Source organism: Spirosoma humi (genome assembly GCF_054776575.1).
Map to the genome: position 1 here is coordinate 756,347 of NZ_BAAHBR010000008.1, position 12,440 is coordinate 768,786.

The 12,440-nt window shown below is 50.1% G+C and carries 13 protein-coding genes; 5 read left to right on the top strand and 8 right to left on the bottom strand.

Translation table 11 applies throughout. The annotated features are described in order from the left end of the window. Positions 1-16: 16 nt before the first annotated feature. Positions 17-430, top strand: a complete 414-nt coding sequence (locus ACYU8Y_RS11855) for an Ohr family peroxiredoxin (RefSeq protein WP_460937362.1) — start codon at positions 17-19, stop codon at positions 428-430. Positions 431-514: 84 nt separating this feature from the next. On the opposite strand, the gene ACYU8Y_RS11860 is transcribed toward ACYU8Y_RS11855, so the two are convergent. Beyond that, the gene (locus tag ACYU8Y_RS11860) at positions 515-814 is read right to left on the bottom strand and encodes a Dabb family protein (protein WP_460937364.1); all 300 of its coding nucleotides are present in this window, start codon (positions 812-814) and stop codon (positions 515-517) included. A gap of 234 nt (positions 815-1,048) precedes the next feature. On the opposite strand from ACYU8Y_RS11860, the gene ACYU8Y_RS11865 reads away from it, so the two are divergent. Continuing rightward, a complete protein-coding gene (locus ACYU8Y_RS11865; protein ID WP_460937366.1) occupies positions 1,049-2,779 on the top strand; it encodes a S41 family peptidase in 1,731 nt (576 codons plus the stop codon). Between the two features lie 99 nt (positions 2,780-2,878). On the opposite strand, the gene ACYU8Y_RS11870 is transcribed toward ACYU8Y_RS11865, so the two are convergent. After that, on the bottom strand, positions 2,879-3,322 hold the full coding sequence (locus ACYU8Y_RS11870) for a hypothetical protein (RefSeq protein WP_460937368.1): 444 nt from the start codon (positions 3,320-3,322) through the stop codon (positions 2,879-2,881). A 183-nt stretch (positions 3,323-3,505) separates the two neighbouring features. On the opposite strand from ACYU8Y_RS11870, the gene accD reads away from it, so the two are divergent. Then, the gene (gene accD, locus ACYU8Y_RS11875; RefSeq protein WP_460937370.1) at positions 3,506-4,348 is read left to right on the top strand and encodes an acetyl-CoA carboxylase, carboxyltransferase subunit beta; all 843 of its coding nucleotides are present in this window, start codon (positions 3,506-3,508) and stop codon (positions 4,346-4,348) included. A gap of 83 nt (positions 4,349-4,431) precedes the next feature. Then, entirely contained in the window at positions 4,432-5,409 is a 978-nt protein-coding gene (locus ACYU8Y_RS11880; protein WP_460937372.1) for a radical SAM protein, read from the top strand. A gap of 25 nt (positions 5,410-5,434) precedes the next feature. Here the strand turns inward: ACYU8Y_RS11880 and ACYU8Y_RS11885 are convergent, their stop codons facing one another. Further along, positions 5,435-6,559, bottom strand: coding sequence for a T9SS type A sorting domain-containing protein (locus tag ACYU8Y_RS11885; protein WP_460937374.1), 1,125 nt, complete (start codon positions 6,557-6,559; stop codon positions 5,435-5,437). A 112-nt stretch (positions 6,560-6,671) separates the two neighbouring features. On the opposite strand from ACYU8Y_RS11885, the gene ACYU8Y_RS11890 reads away from it, so the two are divergent. Then, on the top strand, positions 6,672-7,490 hold the full coding sequence (locus tag ACYU8Y_RS11890) for an enoyl-CoA hydratase-related protein (RefSeq protein ID WP_460937376.1): 819 nt from the start codon (positions 6,672-6,674) through the stop codon (positions 7,488-7,490). Here the strand turns inward: ACYU8Y_RS11890 and ACYU8Y_RS11895 are convergent, their stop codons facing one another. The 5 genes from ACYU8Y_RS11895 to ACYU8Y_RS11915 all read right to left on the bottom strand — a co-directional run bounded on the left by ACYU8Y_RS11895 (position 7,491) and on the right by ACYU8Y_RS11915 (position 12,391). Beyond that, positions 7,491-7,952, bottom strand: coding sequence for a nuclear transport factor 2 family protein (locus ACYU8Y_RS11895; RefSeq protein WP_460937378.1), 462 nt, complete (start codon positions 7,950-7,952; stop codon positions 7,491-7,493). Between the two features lie 98 nt (positions 7,953-8,050). Next, positions 8,051-9,391, bottom strand: coding sequence for a xylose isomerase (gene xylA / locus ACYU8Y_RS11900; RefSeq protein ID WP_460937380.1), 1,341 nt, complete (start codon positions 9,389-9,391; stop codon positions 8,051-8,053). A gap of 87 nt (positions 9,392-9,478) precedes the next feature. Then, positions 9,479-10,426 (bottom strand): bifunctional metallophosphatase/5'-nucleotidase, encoded by a 948-nt coding sequence (locus ACYU8Y_RS11905; protein ID WP_460937382.1) that lies wholly within the window; start codon positions 10,424-10,426, stop codon positions 9,479-9,481. Beyond that, positions 10,404-11,144 (bottom strand): 5'-nucleotidase C-terminal domain-containing protein, encoded by a 741-nt coding sequence (locus ACYU8Y_RS11910; RefSeq protein ID WP_460937384.1) that lies wholly within the window; start codon positions 11,142-11,144, stop codon positions 10,404-10,406. Before ACYU8Y_RS11910 ends, ACYU8Y_RS11905 begins: the two co-directional genes overlap by 23 nt. A 98-nt stretch (positions 11,145-11,242) precedes the next feature. Beyond that, positions 11,243-12,391 carry a hypothetical protein gene (locus ACYU8Y_RS11915; RefSeq protein ID WP_460937386.1) on the bottom strand — a complete coding sequence of 383 codons (1,149 nt, stop codon included), beginning with the start codon at positions 12,389-12,391 and terminating at the stop codon, positions 11,243-11,245. Positions 12,392-12,440 lie beyond the last annotated feature (49 nt).

Here is a 12,440-nt window from a genome sequence, read left to right on the forward strand (position 1 = left end):
ACTAAAACTCAAGATAATGGAAACTTTGTATACTGCCACCGTCAGCAATGTCGGTGGGCGTGAAGGCGACGTGAAGTCACTCGATGGTATTTTAGAATTAGATGTGAAACGTCCGGTAGAAATGCACGGACAGGGCGGGGCTCCCAATCCCGAAATGTTATTCGCGGCTGCTTATAGCGCCTGTTACAATGGAGCGCTCATGGCCGTTGCCGAACGCCGGAAAGTTATTCTTCCCGAACATGCCGTAGAGGTTAGTATTTCGCTCAATAAAGACGGGAACAACATGTTTCTGTCGGGGAAAATTACGGTTAAAGCTCCGCATATGGATCACGATCAGCTGCAGCAGTTAGCAGAATCTGCCCATGCCGTCTGTCCGTATTCCAAAGCCGTCAAAGGAAATATGGATATGAAGATTGAAGTACTGGTGTAAAAAATTAAGTAATAGGAGTGAGGAGTTAGACGTGAGGAGACATCTGGCAGCATAGTATGCGTCAGCAACTCCTCACTCCTATTACTAGCTTACGGCATCATAGATCTGAACGCGCTCCCAGAGGTGCGAACATGTATCGACAAAGGCCAAATGACCCGGATGGACCTGGTAGGCATCGTGAGCGGCTCTGTCCGTAAAGACGAGCGTTAGGGCGAAATCATAGCTGTGGTCGATGACTGGCCGACGGGTGTCGGCGGGAGTGCCAACGTAAGCCGTTGTGATATCGGGGATCGACTTAAGGCCTTCCAGACCAGCGCGTAGGGCCTGGTGGTCGTCCTGGTTTTCGGGATGACGTAGCCAGAAAAAAACGGTATGTACAAACATAAGAGTAAGGAGCAGGCTAAGGTATTGGCTGCGCCGTAAAAGTAAGCATAGTTTTTGATCCGCTTTATCGAAAAACCGGATGAAAGGCCACCTAAAAACCGCAATTAGCACCGCCCTGAATCAGTAGCAGGAGCGCTTTCTATTTTTTTAACATCATATAATCTTTGTGGCAAACATTTCGCTACCTTCAAAACGTTATGGCAGTACAAGAGACACCACTTACGAGACGAACGAATGGAGGGAGATAGCAACGCCACGAATAAACCGGGCGGTTATGAAGTTGATGGGCGCGGAAACCGGATTCAGAACGACAAAACGACCGTTCGGATACCCATGTTGTTAGGCATTACCCTGGCGGGTGGAATGCTTATTGGCGCAACATTTTTTGGTGGAACAAAAAGCATGAACAACATCGGGAAAGGCTACGCCAAATACCGGGAAATCTTGCAGCTAATTGAAAATAACTATGTTGACTCGGTCAATACCGATGAACTGGTTGATTTCTCGATTACGAAAATGCTCGAAAAGCTTGATCCACACACGGCCTATATGAATCCTCAGGATGCCATCGCGGCTCGCTCACAGCTTGAAGGCGGCTTTGATGGTATTGGCGTTGAATTCAATATCTACAAAGACACGGTTTATGTGGTAACGCCCCTGGCTGGTGGACCTTCAGAATCGGCGGGTATCCAGAGCGGTGATAAAATTCTCAAAGTGGATGATAAAGCGCTGGCAACGGGTGGTAAAATCGAAAACAGCGCTGTTTTCAAGGCACTTCGCGGCAAACGGGGTACTGCCGTTAAGCTGACCATTCTTCGGAAAGGCGATAAGCAGGCTAAAGAGTTTACGGTGACTCGTGATCGGATTCCGACGTATTCCGTTGATGCCGCCTACATGATTGACGCCAAGACCGGCTATATCAAAATCAACCGCTTCTCCGAAACAACCTACGACGAGTTTAAAACGGCGCTGGCATCGCTCAAAGCGAAGGGGATGACTCAACTGATGATGGACTTGCGCAACAATCCCGGCGGCTACATGGATCGGGCCACGAACATCGCTGATGAGTTTATTTCGGGTAATAAGCTGCTGGTGTATACTGACGGGAAAGACAATCGGTACGATCGCAAAACGATGGCCCATATTGCCGGTCAGTTTGAAGAAGGGGCTCTGGTCGTGCTGATCGATGAAGGCAGTGCCTCGGCATCGGAGATTGTGTCGGGAGCGTTGCAGGACCACGACCGGGCGCTGATTGCGGGCCGTCGGTCATTCGGGAAGGGGCTGGTACAAATGCCGGTGCAACTGTCTGACGGGTCTGAATTACGGCTGACGATTTCCCGCTACTACACGCCCAGCGGCCGGAGTATCCAGAAGCCTTACGTGCCTGGCCACGAAGGCGACTACGAGAAAGATCTCGAATTGCGTTCGAAAAGAGGAGAGTATTACATTGCCGATTCAATCAAGAATGATCCCAAGCTCAAATTCAAAACCGATGGTGGACGAGTTGTGTATGGTGGGGGCGGCATTACACCTGATTATTTCATTCCGAGGGATTCGACCTGGCAGACGGCTTATCTGGTTCAGCTTTATGGGAAGAACATCATTCGGGAGTTTGCAATGGAGTATGCCAACGATAACCGGAGTAAACTTGAGAAAATACCGTTCGAAGAATTTGACCGTACGGTCACGATCAATGACGAGCAGATGAACCGCCTGGTGAAAGACGCAACGGCTGAAGGAATCAAGTTTAACGAAAAGGAATATAACCGCTCGAAAAACTACCTGCGGAACCAGATCAAGGCGTTGGTGGCGCGGTCCATTTATCAGAAAAACAACAAAGGCGGCCAGAATAATGAGTTTTTCCGTGTCATCAGCCAGACAGATGATACGTACCAGAAAGCACTCAAACTTTTCGACCGGGCCAACAAACTGGAACACGGTGCGATGACGTACAATCAGAAATAGAGTAATGGGAGTGAGGAGCGGGGAATTAGGAGGGCTGACACGAAAGCAACACATGCGTCAGCCCTCCTAATTCCCCGCTCCTCACTCCTACTACTTTATTTAGGGCTTTTTGGCAAATTGGTAGACGATCCCCAAAAACGATTGAAGATTTCCCGTCTTAAAATCCTTGCGTGAATAGGGAGCTAACTCGAAGGCAACGCGTAAATTGGGGATCATAAGGAGCGGTTTTATACGCACACCGACATGTAGCGAATAACCTTCCAGCACATCCCGGTCATCAATGCCATTAAGCGCATTAAAGCGTACGCCTAAGCCTGTGTAATAATTTACCTGGGCCTTTCGGGCCACGTTGACCATTGGGCATATGGTGGTGCTCAACGACCCAAACACCGTGTTCGTTTGTACCCGGGCGTCAAGCCAAAGCGCCCGATCGGCGTTGGTACTAACGGTAATCAGGTTATTGAACGGGTAATAAGCTACCGATGCCTGGCCAAAGGCCGATAAGGTGATCGCTAAAAGCAAAGCAGTTAATGCGTGTTTCATGGCTGCAAAACAACAACTTTATCGGTATAAAAAAACGGTATACAAACTAAAACGACTGTCTGGTTAGATCGAACATGTATCCGACGGCCAGCCGGAGGTTCTCTTTGAATAGATAAAGGGTAGCGTTCCTCGTGCTTTTCTTTGTACCTTTGTCGTTCCTTTCCTGATAATTACTTACTGAAAATGTCTTGGTTCGTCCGAAAAGATAAGGGTATTCAAACCCCAACCGAAATGAAGCGGGAAGCTCCCGATGGGTTGTGGTATCAATGTCCGAACTGCAAAAAAGTAATGAATACGCGGGAGCACAAACTCAACGCCTATACTTGTGTTCATTGCAACTACCATGAAAAAATAGGGTCCGAGGCCTACTTCTCTATCCTGTTCGATGACAATGAGTTCACCGAACTCGATGCTGACATGCGCTCGGCCGATCCGCTCAAATTTGTCGATACCAAAGCTTATCCGGACCGAGTAAAAGCAACCATTGCCAAAACGGGGCTGAAAGATGCCGTACGCACAGCGTATGGCCCGATGAACGGCCTGACAGTAACGATGGCCGTCATGGACTTTAATTTTATTGGGGGCTCCATGGGGTCTGTTGTAGGGGAGAAGATTGCCCGTGCCATTGATCACGCCATTGCAAACAGGACGCCTTTTCTGATGGTATCAAAGTCGGGTGGTGCGCGTATGATGGAAGCCGGTTTCTCGCTGATGCAAATGGCCAAGACATCCGCAAAACTAGCCTTGCTGGAAAAAGCTAAACTGCCCTATGTATCGCTGCTGACGGATCCGACAACGGGCGGTGTTACGGCCTCTTATGCCATGCTGGGAGATTTTAACATTGCCGAACCCGAAGCGCTGATTGGTTTTGCCGGTCCGCGCGTTATCCGTGAAACGATAGGCAAAGATTTGCCCAAAGGGTTCCAGAGTGCAGAATTTGTCCTCGATCACGGTTTTCTGGATTTTATTGTCGACCGGAAAGACCTGAAAGATAAATTAGTTAGCCTGTTTAAAATGTTACTGTAGAGACGTATACTTGCGTCTCATATCCGGATGGTTTTTGCTGACGCATATGAGACGCAAGTATGCGTCTCTACAGCACTGCCCACATGCGTCTTGTCTCTCACCCCGTTCTGTGCAATTACTACCTGACATATCGCTGCAATGCGACCTGTAGTTTTTGCGATATATGGGAGCGACCCTCGCCGTATGTAACGCTTGACAATGCCCGCCAGAACCTGCGTGACCTCAAAAAGCTGGGTGTTCGGGTAGTTGATTTCACGGGGGGCGAACCGTTGCTGCATCGCCAATTGCCTGAATTGCTCCGGGAAGCCAAGCGTCTGGGGTTAATTACGACCGTTACCACCAATGGGCTTCTGTATCCCAAACAGGCCGAACGGCTGCGTGGCCTGGTCGACATGCTGCATTTTTCGCTCGACTCACCCGTTGCCGAAGAACACGATGCCTCTCGGGGTGTAAAATGCTTTGATAAGGTGATGGAATCCATTGCTATTGCCCGAAACCTTGGCGAACGACCTGATATCCTGTTTACGGTTTTTGAGCATAATGTGCATAAAATCAAGCAGATGCACGAGACTATCTGCCTTCCGAACGACCTCGTACTGATTCTCAATCCGGTATTTGAGTACAACGCCGTTGAAACGGGCGACCGCTTTTCGGAGGGTGCTCTGGCGCAAATGTCGTGGTGGGGTAAACAGAAAAATGTATACCTGAACGATGCGTTTATTCAGCTTCGGCGCGATGGAGGTAACCACATCGAAGATCCCGTTTGTCGCGCAGCAAGCACAACGATTGTTCTTTCTCCCGAAAACAAACTTGTTCTGCCCTGCTACCATTTAGGGTTGAAAGACTTTGCCGTTGACGATAACTTATACGCACTTTATAACTCCGAAGAAGTGCAGAAGCTAGTGGCGCTGGAAGGGCGTTTGCCCGCCTGCGAGGGCTGTGCCATCAACTGCTACATGCAGCCTTCCTTTGCTGTTGAAGTAAATAAATACTTCTGGCGCTCACTTCCCAGCACCCTTAAGTATAACTGGGTCAAAGGCACCTGGAAGCAGTTATTTTAATGGTTGGTAGCGTACGATCAAAAAATCATCTCTTTATCACTTTACGTACCAGAGTCTGTTTATCAACCATCGCTTTAATTAAATAAATGCCCGGTGCCAGGCTGTTCAGGCTGACGACTTGTTCGTGCTGGCGAGCCATCCGGGGAAAGGTTAATTCGTGAATTTTGCGGCCGTTGACATCACTCAATTGAACCGTGGCGGTTGTCAGGTTGCTGGTTTGAATAACTACCTGCAACCGGTCATCTACCGGATTGGGAAACGTGATGAGACGGAAGTTCACGTCTTCGCGTTCCCCAACGGCCGTTATCAAGCCTGTGGAAGCTCCTTCGGCAGCAGGTTCATAGGGCGGTATTGTGTCGGCTGTACCACGTAAATCGTCAACGATTAATGAAATTTCCTGAAGGGTTTGGCTGATAAGATTGCCATTACGGTATTCGTCTATCGTTATCGCTACGCTATAATAGCCTAATTCCGTGGGGGCGTCCCAAACCAGTTCTCCCGTACGATTATTGATTTTGAAAGTACCTTTTTTTACTAAATCATTGGGGAATTGATACGACGTAAGGGGGCGATAACCACATTGGTCCTGGCTCGTATTTGTGAGTGGCTTAACGAGGTCATACACCAAACTATCCCCATCTGCATCAGTGGCGGCCAATAAAAGTGTGGCCTTACGATTTGCCCCAATATGGAAACCATTTTGAGGAAAGCCGGGCGTAGGCGTTTGATTGGCCGTAGAAGAAGCGATAGAGAGTGTCGTTCTAAGAGTAAATAGTTGGCCATCGGCATTGGTGATATTCTTAACAACTGTTCGGTTCGACTGCGAAACTGCCAGTTGATAAATGCCTGGCCCGGTATAGGTATGGATTGCACTGTAGCTATTAATACTCGTACTTCTATCGTTTATGAACAGCCGACTTGCCCGATACGCTATACCTGTGCTACCATCGCCGAAGCAGATTTGTATTGATTCGCCCTGATCGGCCGCCGGTTTTCCCCGAATTTCGTCCATGTAAAGAACGGCTGTGATCTGATAGCTACCTGTCGAAACCGTAACGGGTTTTGCCTGAATGTAGCCGCCGAGCAAATGCGTCGCCTGAGAAATCTGTGTGCCTAATAGAATCAGGAAGAGAATTAGAGCCGTTTTCATAACGAATTGGAAAGGTTGGGAGGATAGACTTATCCAGATAACTTTAAATAGACAAATACCCATATACTTAAGGCCGGACATTTCGTAAGCGGTATTTTTGTACTTTTCAGCTATGCTCTACTCGCCTGATCAAACTGCTCAACTGCCTGCCGAAGGGTTTCGGTATCTGCTCACATCGCTCAACGAGCACGTACTGACCATTACGCTAAACCGGCCCGAAAAAAAGAATGCGCTCAATCCGCCAATGCTTGCTGAGCTAGCTTTTGCGTTGGCGTACGCGCAGTATACGCCCGATGTTTGGCTGGTGGTGCTGGCCGCAACGGGCGACACGTTTTGTGCGGGAATGGATTTGAAAAGCCTGTCCACAGGCGCTATAGAGCCCATTTCCGTTTCTGAGCCAGCGGGGCCAGTTCGTCTGGGCGAGCTGATGGCCGGTTTGCACAAACCAAGTATTGCGCGTGTCCAGGGGCCTGTTTATGCCGGTGGTTTTTTACTGGTGGCCACAAGTATCTATGTCGTAGCGGCCGAGTCGGCTACGTTTAGCTTACCGGAAGTAAAGCGGGGACTGTTTCCTTTTCAGGTGATGGCTGCTCTGCTCAACATAATGCCTGCTCGCATCGCTCTTGATCTGTGTCTACGGGCTAAAACAATTCAGGCGCCGGAAGCATTGACGCTCGGCCTGGTGACAGAAATTGTGTCGGCCGACGCGCTCACCGATGCGGTAACCCGCCTAATCGACGAACTAAAACAATTTTCGCCCACAGCCATGCAGGCTGGCCTTCGAGCCTACCAACAACTAAAAGACCTGCCATCCAGTGAGCAGCAGGCCTTTTTGTCTGATCAGTTTACGAAGCTCCAACAAACGCCCGATGCGAAAGAAGGCATGGCTGCTTTTCTGGAAAAACGACCGCCGAAGTGGAACGGGGGCTAACTACGACTTTGGCAAATCCGGGCAATTGTCTTTCCGGCGCGTGTCGATAATGGATTGGATTTTCCAGTTGCCATTTACTTTGACAAGGGTAAAGGCATTCACACCACAATGGCTTTTTTGATCCTTTAGATAAAAGACGTAGGGCGTCCAGGCAGTAGCCAGTTCAGCATCAATTTTGATATCCATGCCGGACAGGCGCTCATCGAGCGTAAACGCTGGATACTTCGCGACAGAAGCCGCAAATTTCCCCATATCGTCGGTGCGCACCGACACTTCTCCTTCTTTATTCTTGGCGATGGTCTGTAGCGAGCCACCGGGCAGAAACGTATTTTTAATCTGTGTCGAGTCACTCTTACGCATGCCATCGAACATCAGTTTGATGGTTGTACGCACGGCGGCTTCGTCAGTAGACGTTTGTGCAAAAGCCGACAGGCTGGCCAATAGAAGGAGTAGCGTTTTCATGAGAAGGATGGGACGCTGATTTTTATGATGTTTATGATTTGCGCTGATAAAATCATACCTAATCTTAAACATCATAAAAAGCCGCGTTCCATTACGAGTTAAATATACTGATTGACAATCATTTCGTACAATTCCTGTTTACCACTGAGTTGCTTCGGTTCGCCGTTGGCCATGGCGTACTGACGCAGATCCTCTAGGGTTAATTCGCCTTTCTCGAAGCGTGCGCCCTCACCCGAATCGTAGCTGGCGTAGCGCTCAGACCGTAATTTCTTGTACTGCGATTTCGCCAGAATCGCTTCGGCAGCAATCGCTGCCCGGGCGAAGGTATCCATACCACCGATGTGGGCAATGAAAATATCGTCCAGATCGGTTGAGTTCCGGCGCGTTTTGGCGTCGAAGTTAACCCCACCTGATTTCAGGCCTCCCGCTTCCAGAATGACCAGCATGGCTTCGGTCAATTCGTACACATCCACCGGGAACTGGTCGGTATCCCAGCCGTTCTGGTAGTCGCCCCGGTTGGCGTCGATGCTGCCGAGCATGTTGTTATCGGCTGCTACCTGCAACTCATGCGCAAAAGTGTGATTGGCCAGTGTTGCGTGGTTGGTTTCGATATTCAGTTCAAAATCATCCTGTAAACCGAACCGGTTCAGAAAACCAACAACGGTAGCCGCATCGAAATCGTACTGGTGTTTGGTCGGCTCCATTGGCTTGGGCTCGATGTAGAACGATCCTTTGAAGCCTTGTTTGCGGGCATAGTCACGGCTGATCTGCAGGAATTTGCCCAGGTGTTCCTGTTCGCGCTTCATATTGGTGTTCAGCAGCGACATGTAGCCTTCACGACCTCCCCAGAAGGTGTAACCTGCTCCGCCCAGCTCGATCGTCGCGTCGATGGCATTTTTTACCTGCCAGCCACCGTGGGCCAGCACGTGGAAATCAGGGTTAGTCGATGCGCCATTCATGTAGCGCTCGTGCGAGAACAGATTGGCCGTTCCCCACAGCAGTTTTACACCACTGGCCGCTTGTTTCTGCTTGGCGTAATCGACAATGGCGCGGAAATTTTTCTCGAATTCGGCGTTTGAGTTTCCCTCCGGTGCCACATCGACATCGTGGAAACAGTAAAATTCCATGCCGATTTTCGTGATGAACTCGAAGGCTGCGTCCATTTTGTCGTGAGCCGCTGCCAACCGGTCTGAGTTCGCATCCCAGGGAAAGTGTTTGACGCCCGGACCAAAGGGGTCGGCACCCGTGCCACAGAAGGTATGCCAGTAAGCCGTTGCAAACCGGAAAATATCCTTCATGGGTTTACCCAAAATGAGCCGGTTTGCATCGTAGAACTTGAACGCCATCGGGTTGTCAGACTCGCGGCCTTCGTAAGCAATGGGCTTCTCTATAGACGGGAAATACGTTTTCTCGCCAAGGGTTAATTTAATTTCAGCCATGGAAATGGAAAGTAAGGTAATGGGTAAAAAAGAAGGCCAACGGTAACTTCTCCTTATCCAGATAGCAAATCCTTTCTTATGGGCTAGTTACTTTACTTCTACGGATTGTCCGGTACTGGCCACGGCTTTACCTTTTTCAAAAGACAGATCGATTCGACCGAGATTGATTCCCGCAAAGCCAACCTGATTGATCCAGACGGGTTGCCCATTGAGGTTGTTGACCGCAACCGGAGCATCCAGAAACGTATGGGTATGTCCGCCAATAATGAGGTCGATGTTATGCGTTTTGGCCGCCAGCACATTGTCGGAAACGGTAGGCTCGTTGGTATATTTGAATCCCAGGTGCGACAGGCAAACGACGTAATCGCACTTCTTATCGCTACGCAGTCTGGCGGCCATGTCGTTGCCGATTTCGATAGGGTCAAGGTATTTCGTTTCCTTGTAGGCATTGCGCGGAATCAGGCCTTCGGGTTTGATTCCCAGGCCAAACACACCAACCCGAACGCCGTCTTTTGTGAAAACTTTGTACGGTGTCGTGCGGCCATCCATCACGGTATTTTTAAAATCGTAGTTGGCGATCAGCATGGGGAAGCTAGCCTTACCAAACTGCGTGACCATGTTGTCGATGCCTCCATCGAAATCGTGATTTCCGATGGTACCCGCATCGTAGCCAAGCCGGTTCATGGCCAAGATCTCAGGTTCGCCTTTGTAGATATTGAAATAAGGCGTTCCCTGAAAAATATCGCCTGCATCGAATAGCAGCACGTTGCGGGGATGACCATCTACTTGTTCACTCCGAATTTTCTGGATGAGGGTCGCCCGACGGGCAACACCACCCTTGCCTGCATTCCGACTCCCATCCATCGGGAACGGGTCCAGCCGACTATGCACGTCGTTGGTATGCAAAATGGTCAGCGAGGTGGATCGGCTGTTTCCGGTTGGTCGGGCTAGTATGTCGGGCGCAACGGAGCCAATCACGGCGGCTGTGCCCAACACTTTCAGAAACTGGCGTCTATTCGATGCTAATGCGTCCATCAGAAACAGGATTAATGGGTTGTCCGGTTTTGCCCTGTTCCCGAAAGTAGTCGATCAAGGCATCACGCATGAGGTAGTTGATATTTTCACTCTTGATGGGGTTTCTCAAAAAGCCAGCGTCATCGCCCCCATTGGCCACATAGTCGCTTATGACAACGGTATACGTCTCATCGGGCTGAAGGATTCGTCCGTTCGTAAACGTAACGGACTGCACCTGTTCATTATGGATTTTAGCCCGTAGGCCGCCTATCACCAGTTTATCGCCTTTGGCAAAATGATTCAGCATTTGCCGGAGCATATCGCCTTTAACGGTCAACACAATCAATTGATTATCGAACGGCATCACTTCGAAAATAGAGCCGATCGTGATGTTTCCCTCCGGTAAATTACTGCGGATGCCACCGTAGTTAAGGTGCGAACAGTCAATGGATTTACCGTATCGCTGGATGGCCTGTTTAAGGAGTGCATCGGTCAATAAATCGTTGAGGGGGGCTTCGGGCTGGCCTTTTTCAATACGACCGCTTGAGCGTGCCAAGACCTCGTTCATGGTCTTGTCGAGCCCTTGCCGATAAGGTTGCAGAAACTGGGCAACGCTGCTGTCGGCCGAAGCGGTTAGCGAATCGACGCCAATCCGGTTGGCTGTTCGATTCGTTAAGTGATAGCTTGGGTTACAGGCTGACAGGGCGGCCAGGACCAGTATCAGAATGTGTTTTCTCATATGGGTAGCAAGTTCGGAAACTCTGAGCAATGATGCGTTAACAAATCATTAGAAACCGACGCGTACAGACCACAGGATATACACACGGAACCGCTACCTCAGTTCAGGTTCGTGCCCTGCAGGGGAATCAGGGTGTGTTCGGGTTTGTAGGTCACCTTACGAACACGGCTGAATCCGCCGATACTAACCTGCAGATTGATCAACCCACCCGAGAAGGTGTCGTGGGACAGCAATGGGCTGTAAGAAACTTTGGTGCGTACAAACCAAAAGCTGTCTTCCGAATGATCGGCTCTGGGCGTGTTGTCGCCCAGTTTGATATCCAGCATTAGGCCAGCGGTAGGAGCATGATTGAGCAATGATAAACCTTTGTACCGTTCGTCGTTCTGGTCGCGTGGCGACAGGTCAAGTAAGCGATAGCCGATATAGGGAATCAGTCGGCGACGGGTCGAATTGGCAAGGACATGGCCTAAACCTACTTCAACTAAGCTTGATGTAACCTTCATGTCTTCGGCCCAGGTTTGATTACCGTGCGCAAACCCAGACCGTAGGGTCCCATTGTACAGAGTCGGATGCAGGAGGAATACTGTCCGCCGGAACGTAACATCTAAACCGAAGACAACCCCTGCTCCCGGATTAATCGTTTGCGTTACGGGACCGGTCGGCAAAAAACCACCCACACCCACAAACATGCCGAAGCCAACTTTCGACGAGAGAAAAGTCGTCACCAGGTCCGGGGTATCGTACAGGCGCTGCGCTACCTTTAGCTGCCACTGTTTCAATACTGGCAGATCGTCGCCCCCCCCCGTCTCAGCCCGAAACCGGTTGACTTCGGCACCCAGTTCGGCATTGGTCAGGTACTCGATTTGCGTCGCCTGCTGTTTAAAGTGACGATCAGCCCGAAGCGCGATCAATTTAGCCTTCATCAGCCGGGTGTGTACTTCGACCAGATCGAACAAAACCTGGTTATAGGCCAGCGTTCGCTCATCGCGCGCCGTTGCTGACACCCACGACAGATTGCGGAACATCAGGCAGAACGCATCAATGGCTGGCTGGCTCCATACGGAAGTCGGGCGAACTTCGTAGCCAATTTGGTAGTGGAAATCGGAGCCGCCCAGTCCGGGCTGGGTAGGTGCATGAAAATCAGTGAGTTGTAGCCGCCGGGTGGCGCTCCAGTGCAGCGTATCGATTGTCGCCTGCGCCGAACCGAGCAGGGGTGACAATAGCAGCACGAGGAGCAGACGGTTCATGTCGAGTAGTGTTTCCTTGGGTCAATACTAGCAAATTTAATGCAAAAAA

Coding starts and splice junctions, on each gene's coding strand:
- ACYU8Y_RS11855 (WP_460937362.1), top strand. CDS start 17: ATGGAAACTTTGTATACTGCCACCGTCAGCAATGTCGGTGGGCGTGAA.
- ACYU8Y_RS11860 (WP_460937364.1), bottom strand. CDS start 814: ATGTTTGTACATACCGTTTTTTTCTGGCTACGTCATCCCGAAAACCAG.
- ACYU8Y_RS11865 (WP_460937366.1), top strand. CDS start 1,049: ATGGAGGGAGATAGCAACGCCACGAATAAACCGGGCGGTTATGAAGTT.
- ACYU8Y_RS11870 (WP_460937368.1), bottom strand. CDS start 3,322: ATGAAACACGCATTAACTGCTTTGCTTTTAGCGATCACCTTATCGGCC.
- accD (WP_460937370.1), top strand. CDS start 3,506: ATGTCTTGGTTCGTCCGAAAAGATAAGGGTATTCAAACCCCAACCGAA.
- ACYU8Y_RS11880 (WP_460937372.1), top strand. CDS start 4,432: ATGCGTCTTGTCTCTCACCCCGTTCTGTGCAATTACTACCTGACATAT.
- ACYU8Y_RS11885 (WP_460937374.1), bottom strand. CDS start 6,559: ATGAAAACGGCTCTAATTCTCTTCCTGATTCTATTAGGCACACAGATT.
- ACYU8Y_RS11890 (WP_460937376.1), top strand. CDS start 6,672: ATGCTCTACTCGCCTGATCAAACTGCTCAACTGCCTGCCGAAGGGTTT.
- ACYU8Y_RS11895 (WP_460937378.1), bottom strand. CDS start 7,952: ATGAAAACGCTACTCCTTCTATTGGCCAGCCTGTCGGCTTTTGCACAA.
- xylA (WP_460937380.1), bottom strand. CDS start 9,391: ATGGCTGAAATTAAATTAACCCTTGGCGAGAAAACGTATTTCCCGTCT.
- ACYU8Y_RS11905 (WP_460937382.1), bottom strand. CDS start 10,426: ATGGACGCATTAGCATCGAATAGACGCCAGTTTCTGAAAGTGTTGGGC.
- ACYU8Y_RS11910 (WP_460937384.1), bottom strand. CDS start 11,144: ATGAGAAAACACATTCTGATACTGGTCCTGGCCGCCCTGTCAGCCTGT.
- ACYU8Y_RS11915 (WP_460937386.1), bottom strand. CDS start 12,391: ATGAACCGTCTGCTCCTCGTGCTGCTATTGTCACCCCTGCTCGGTTCG.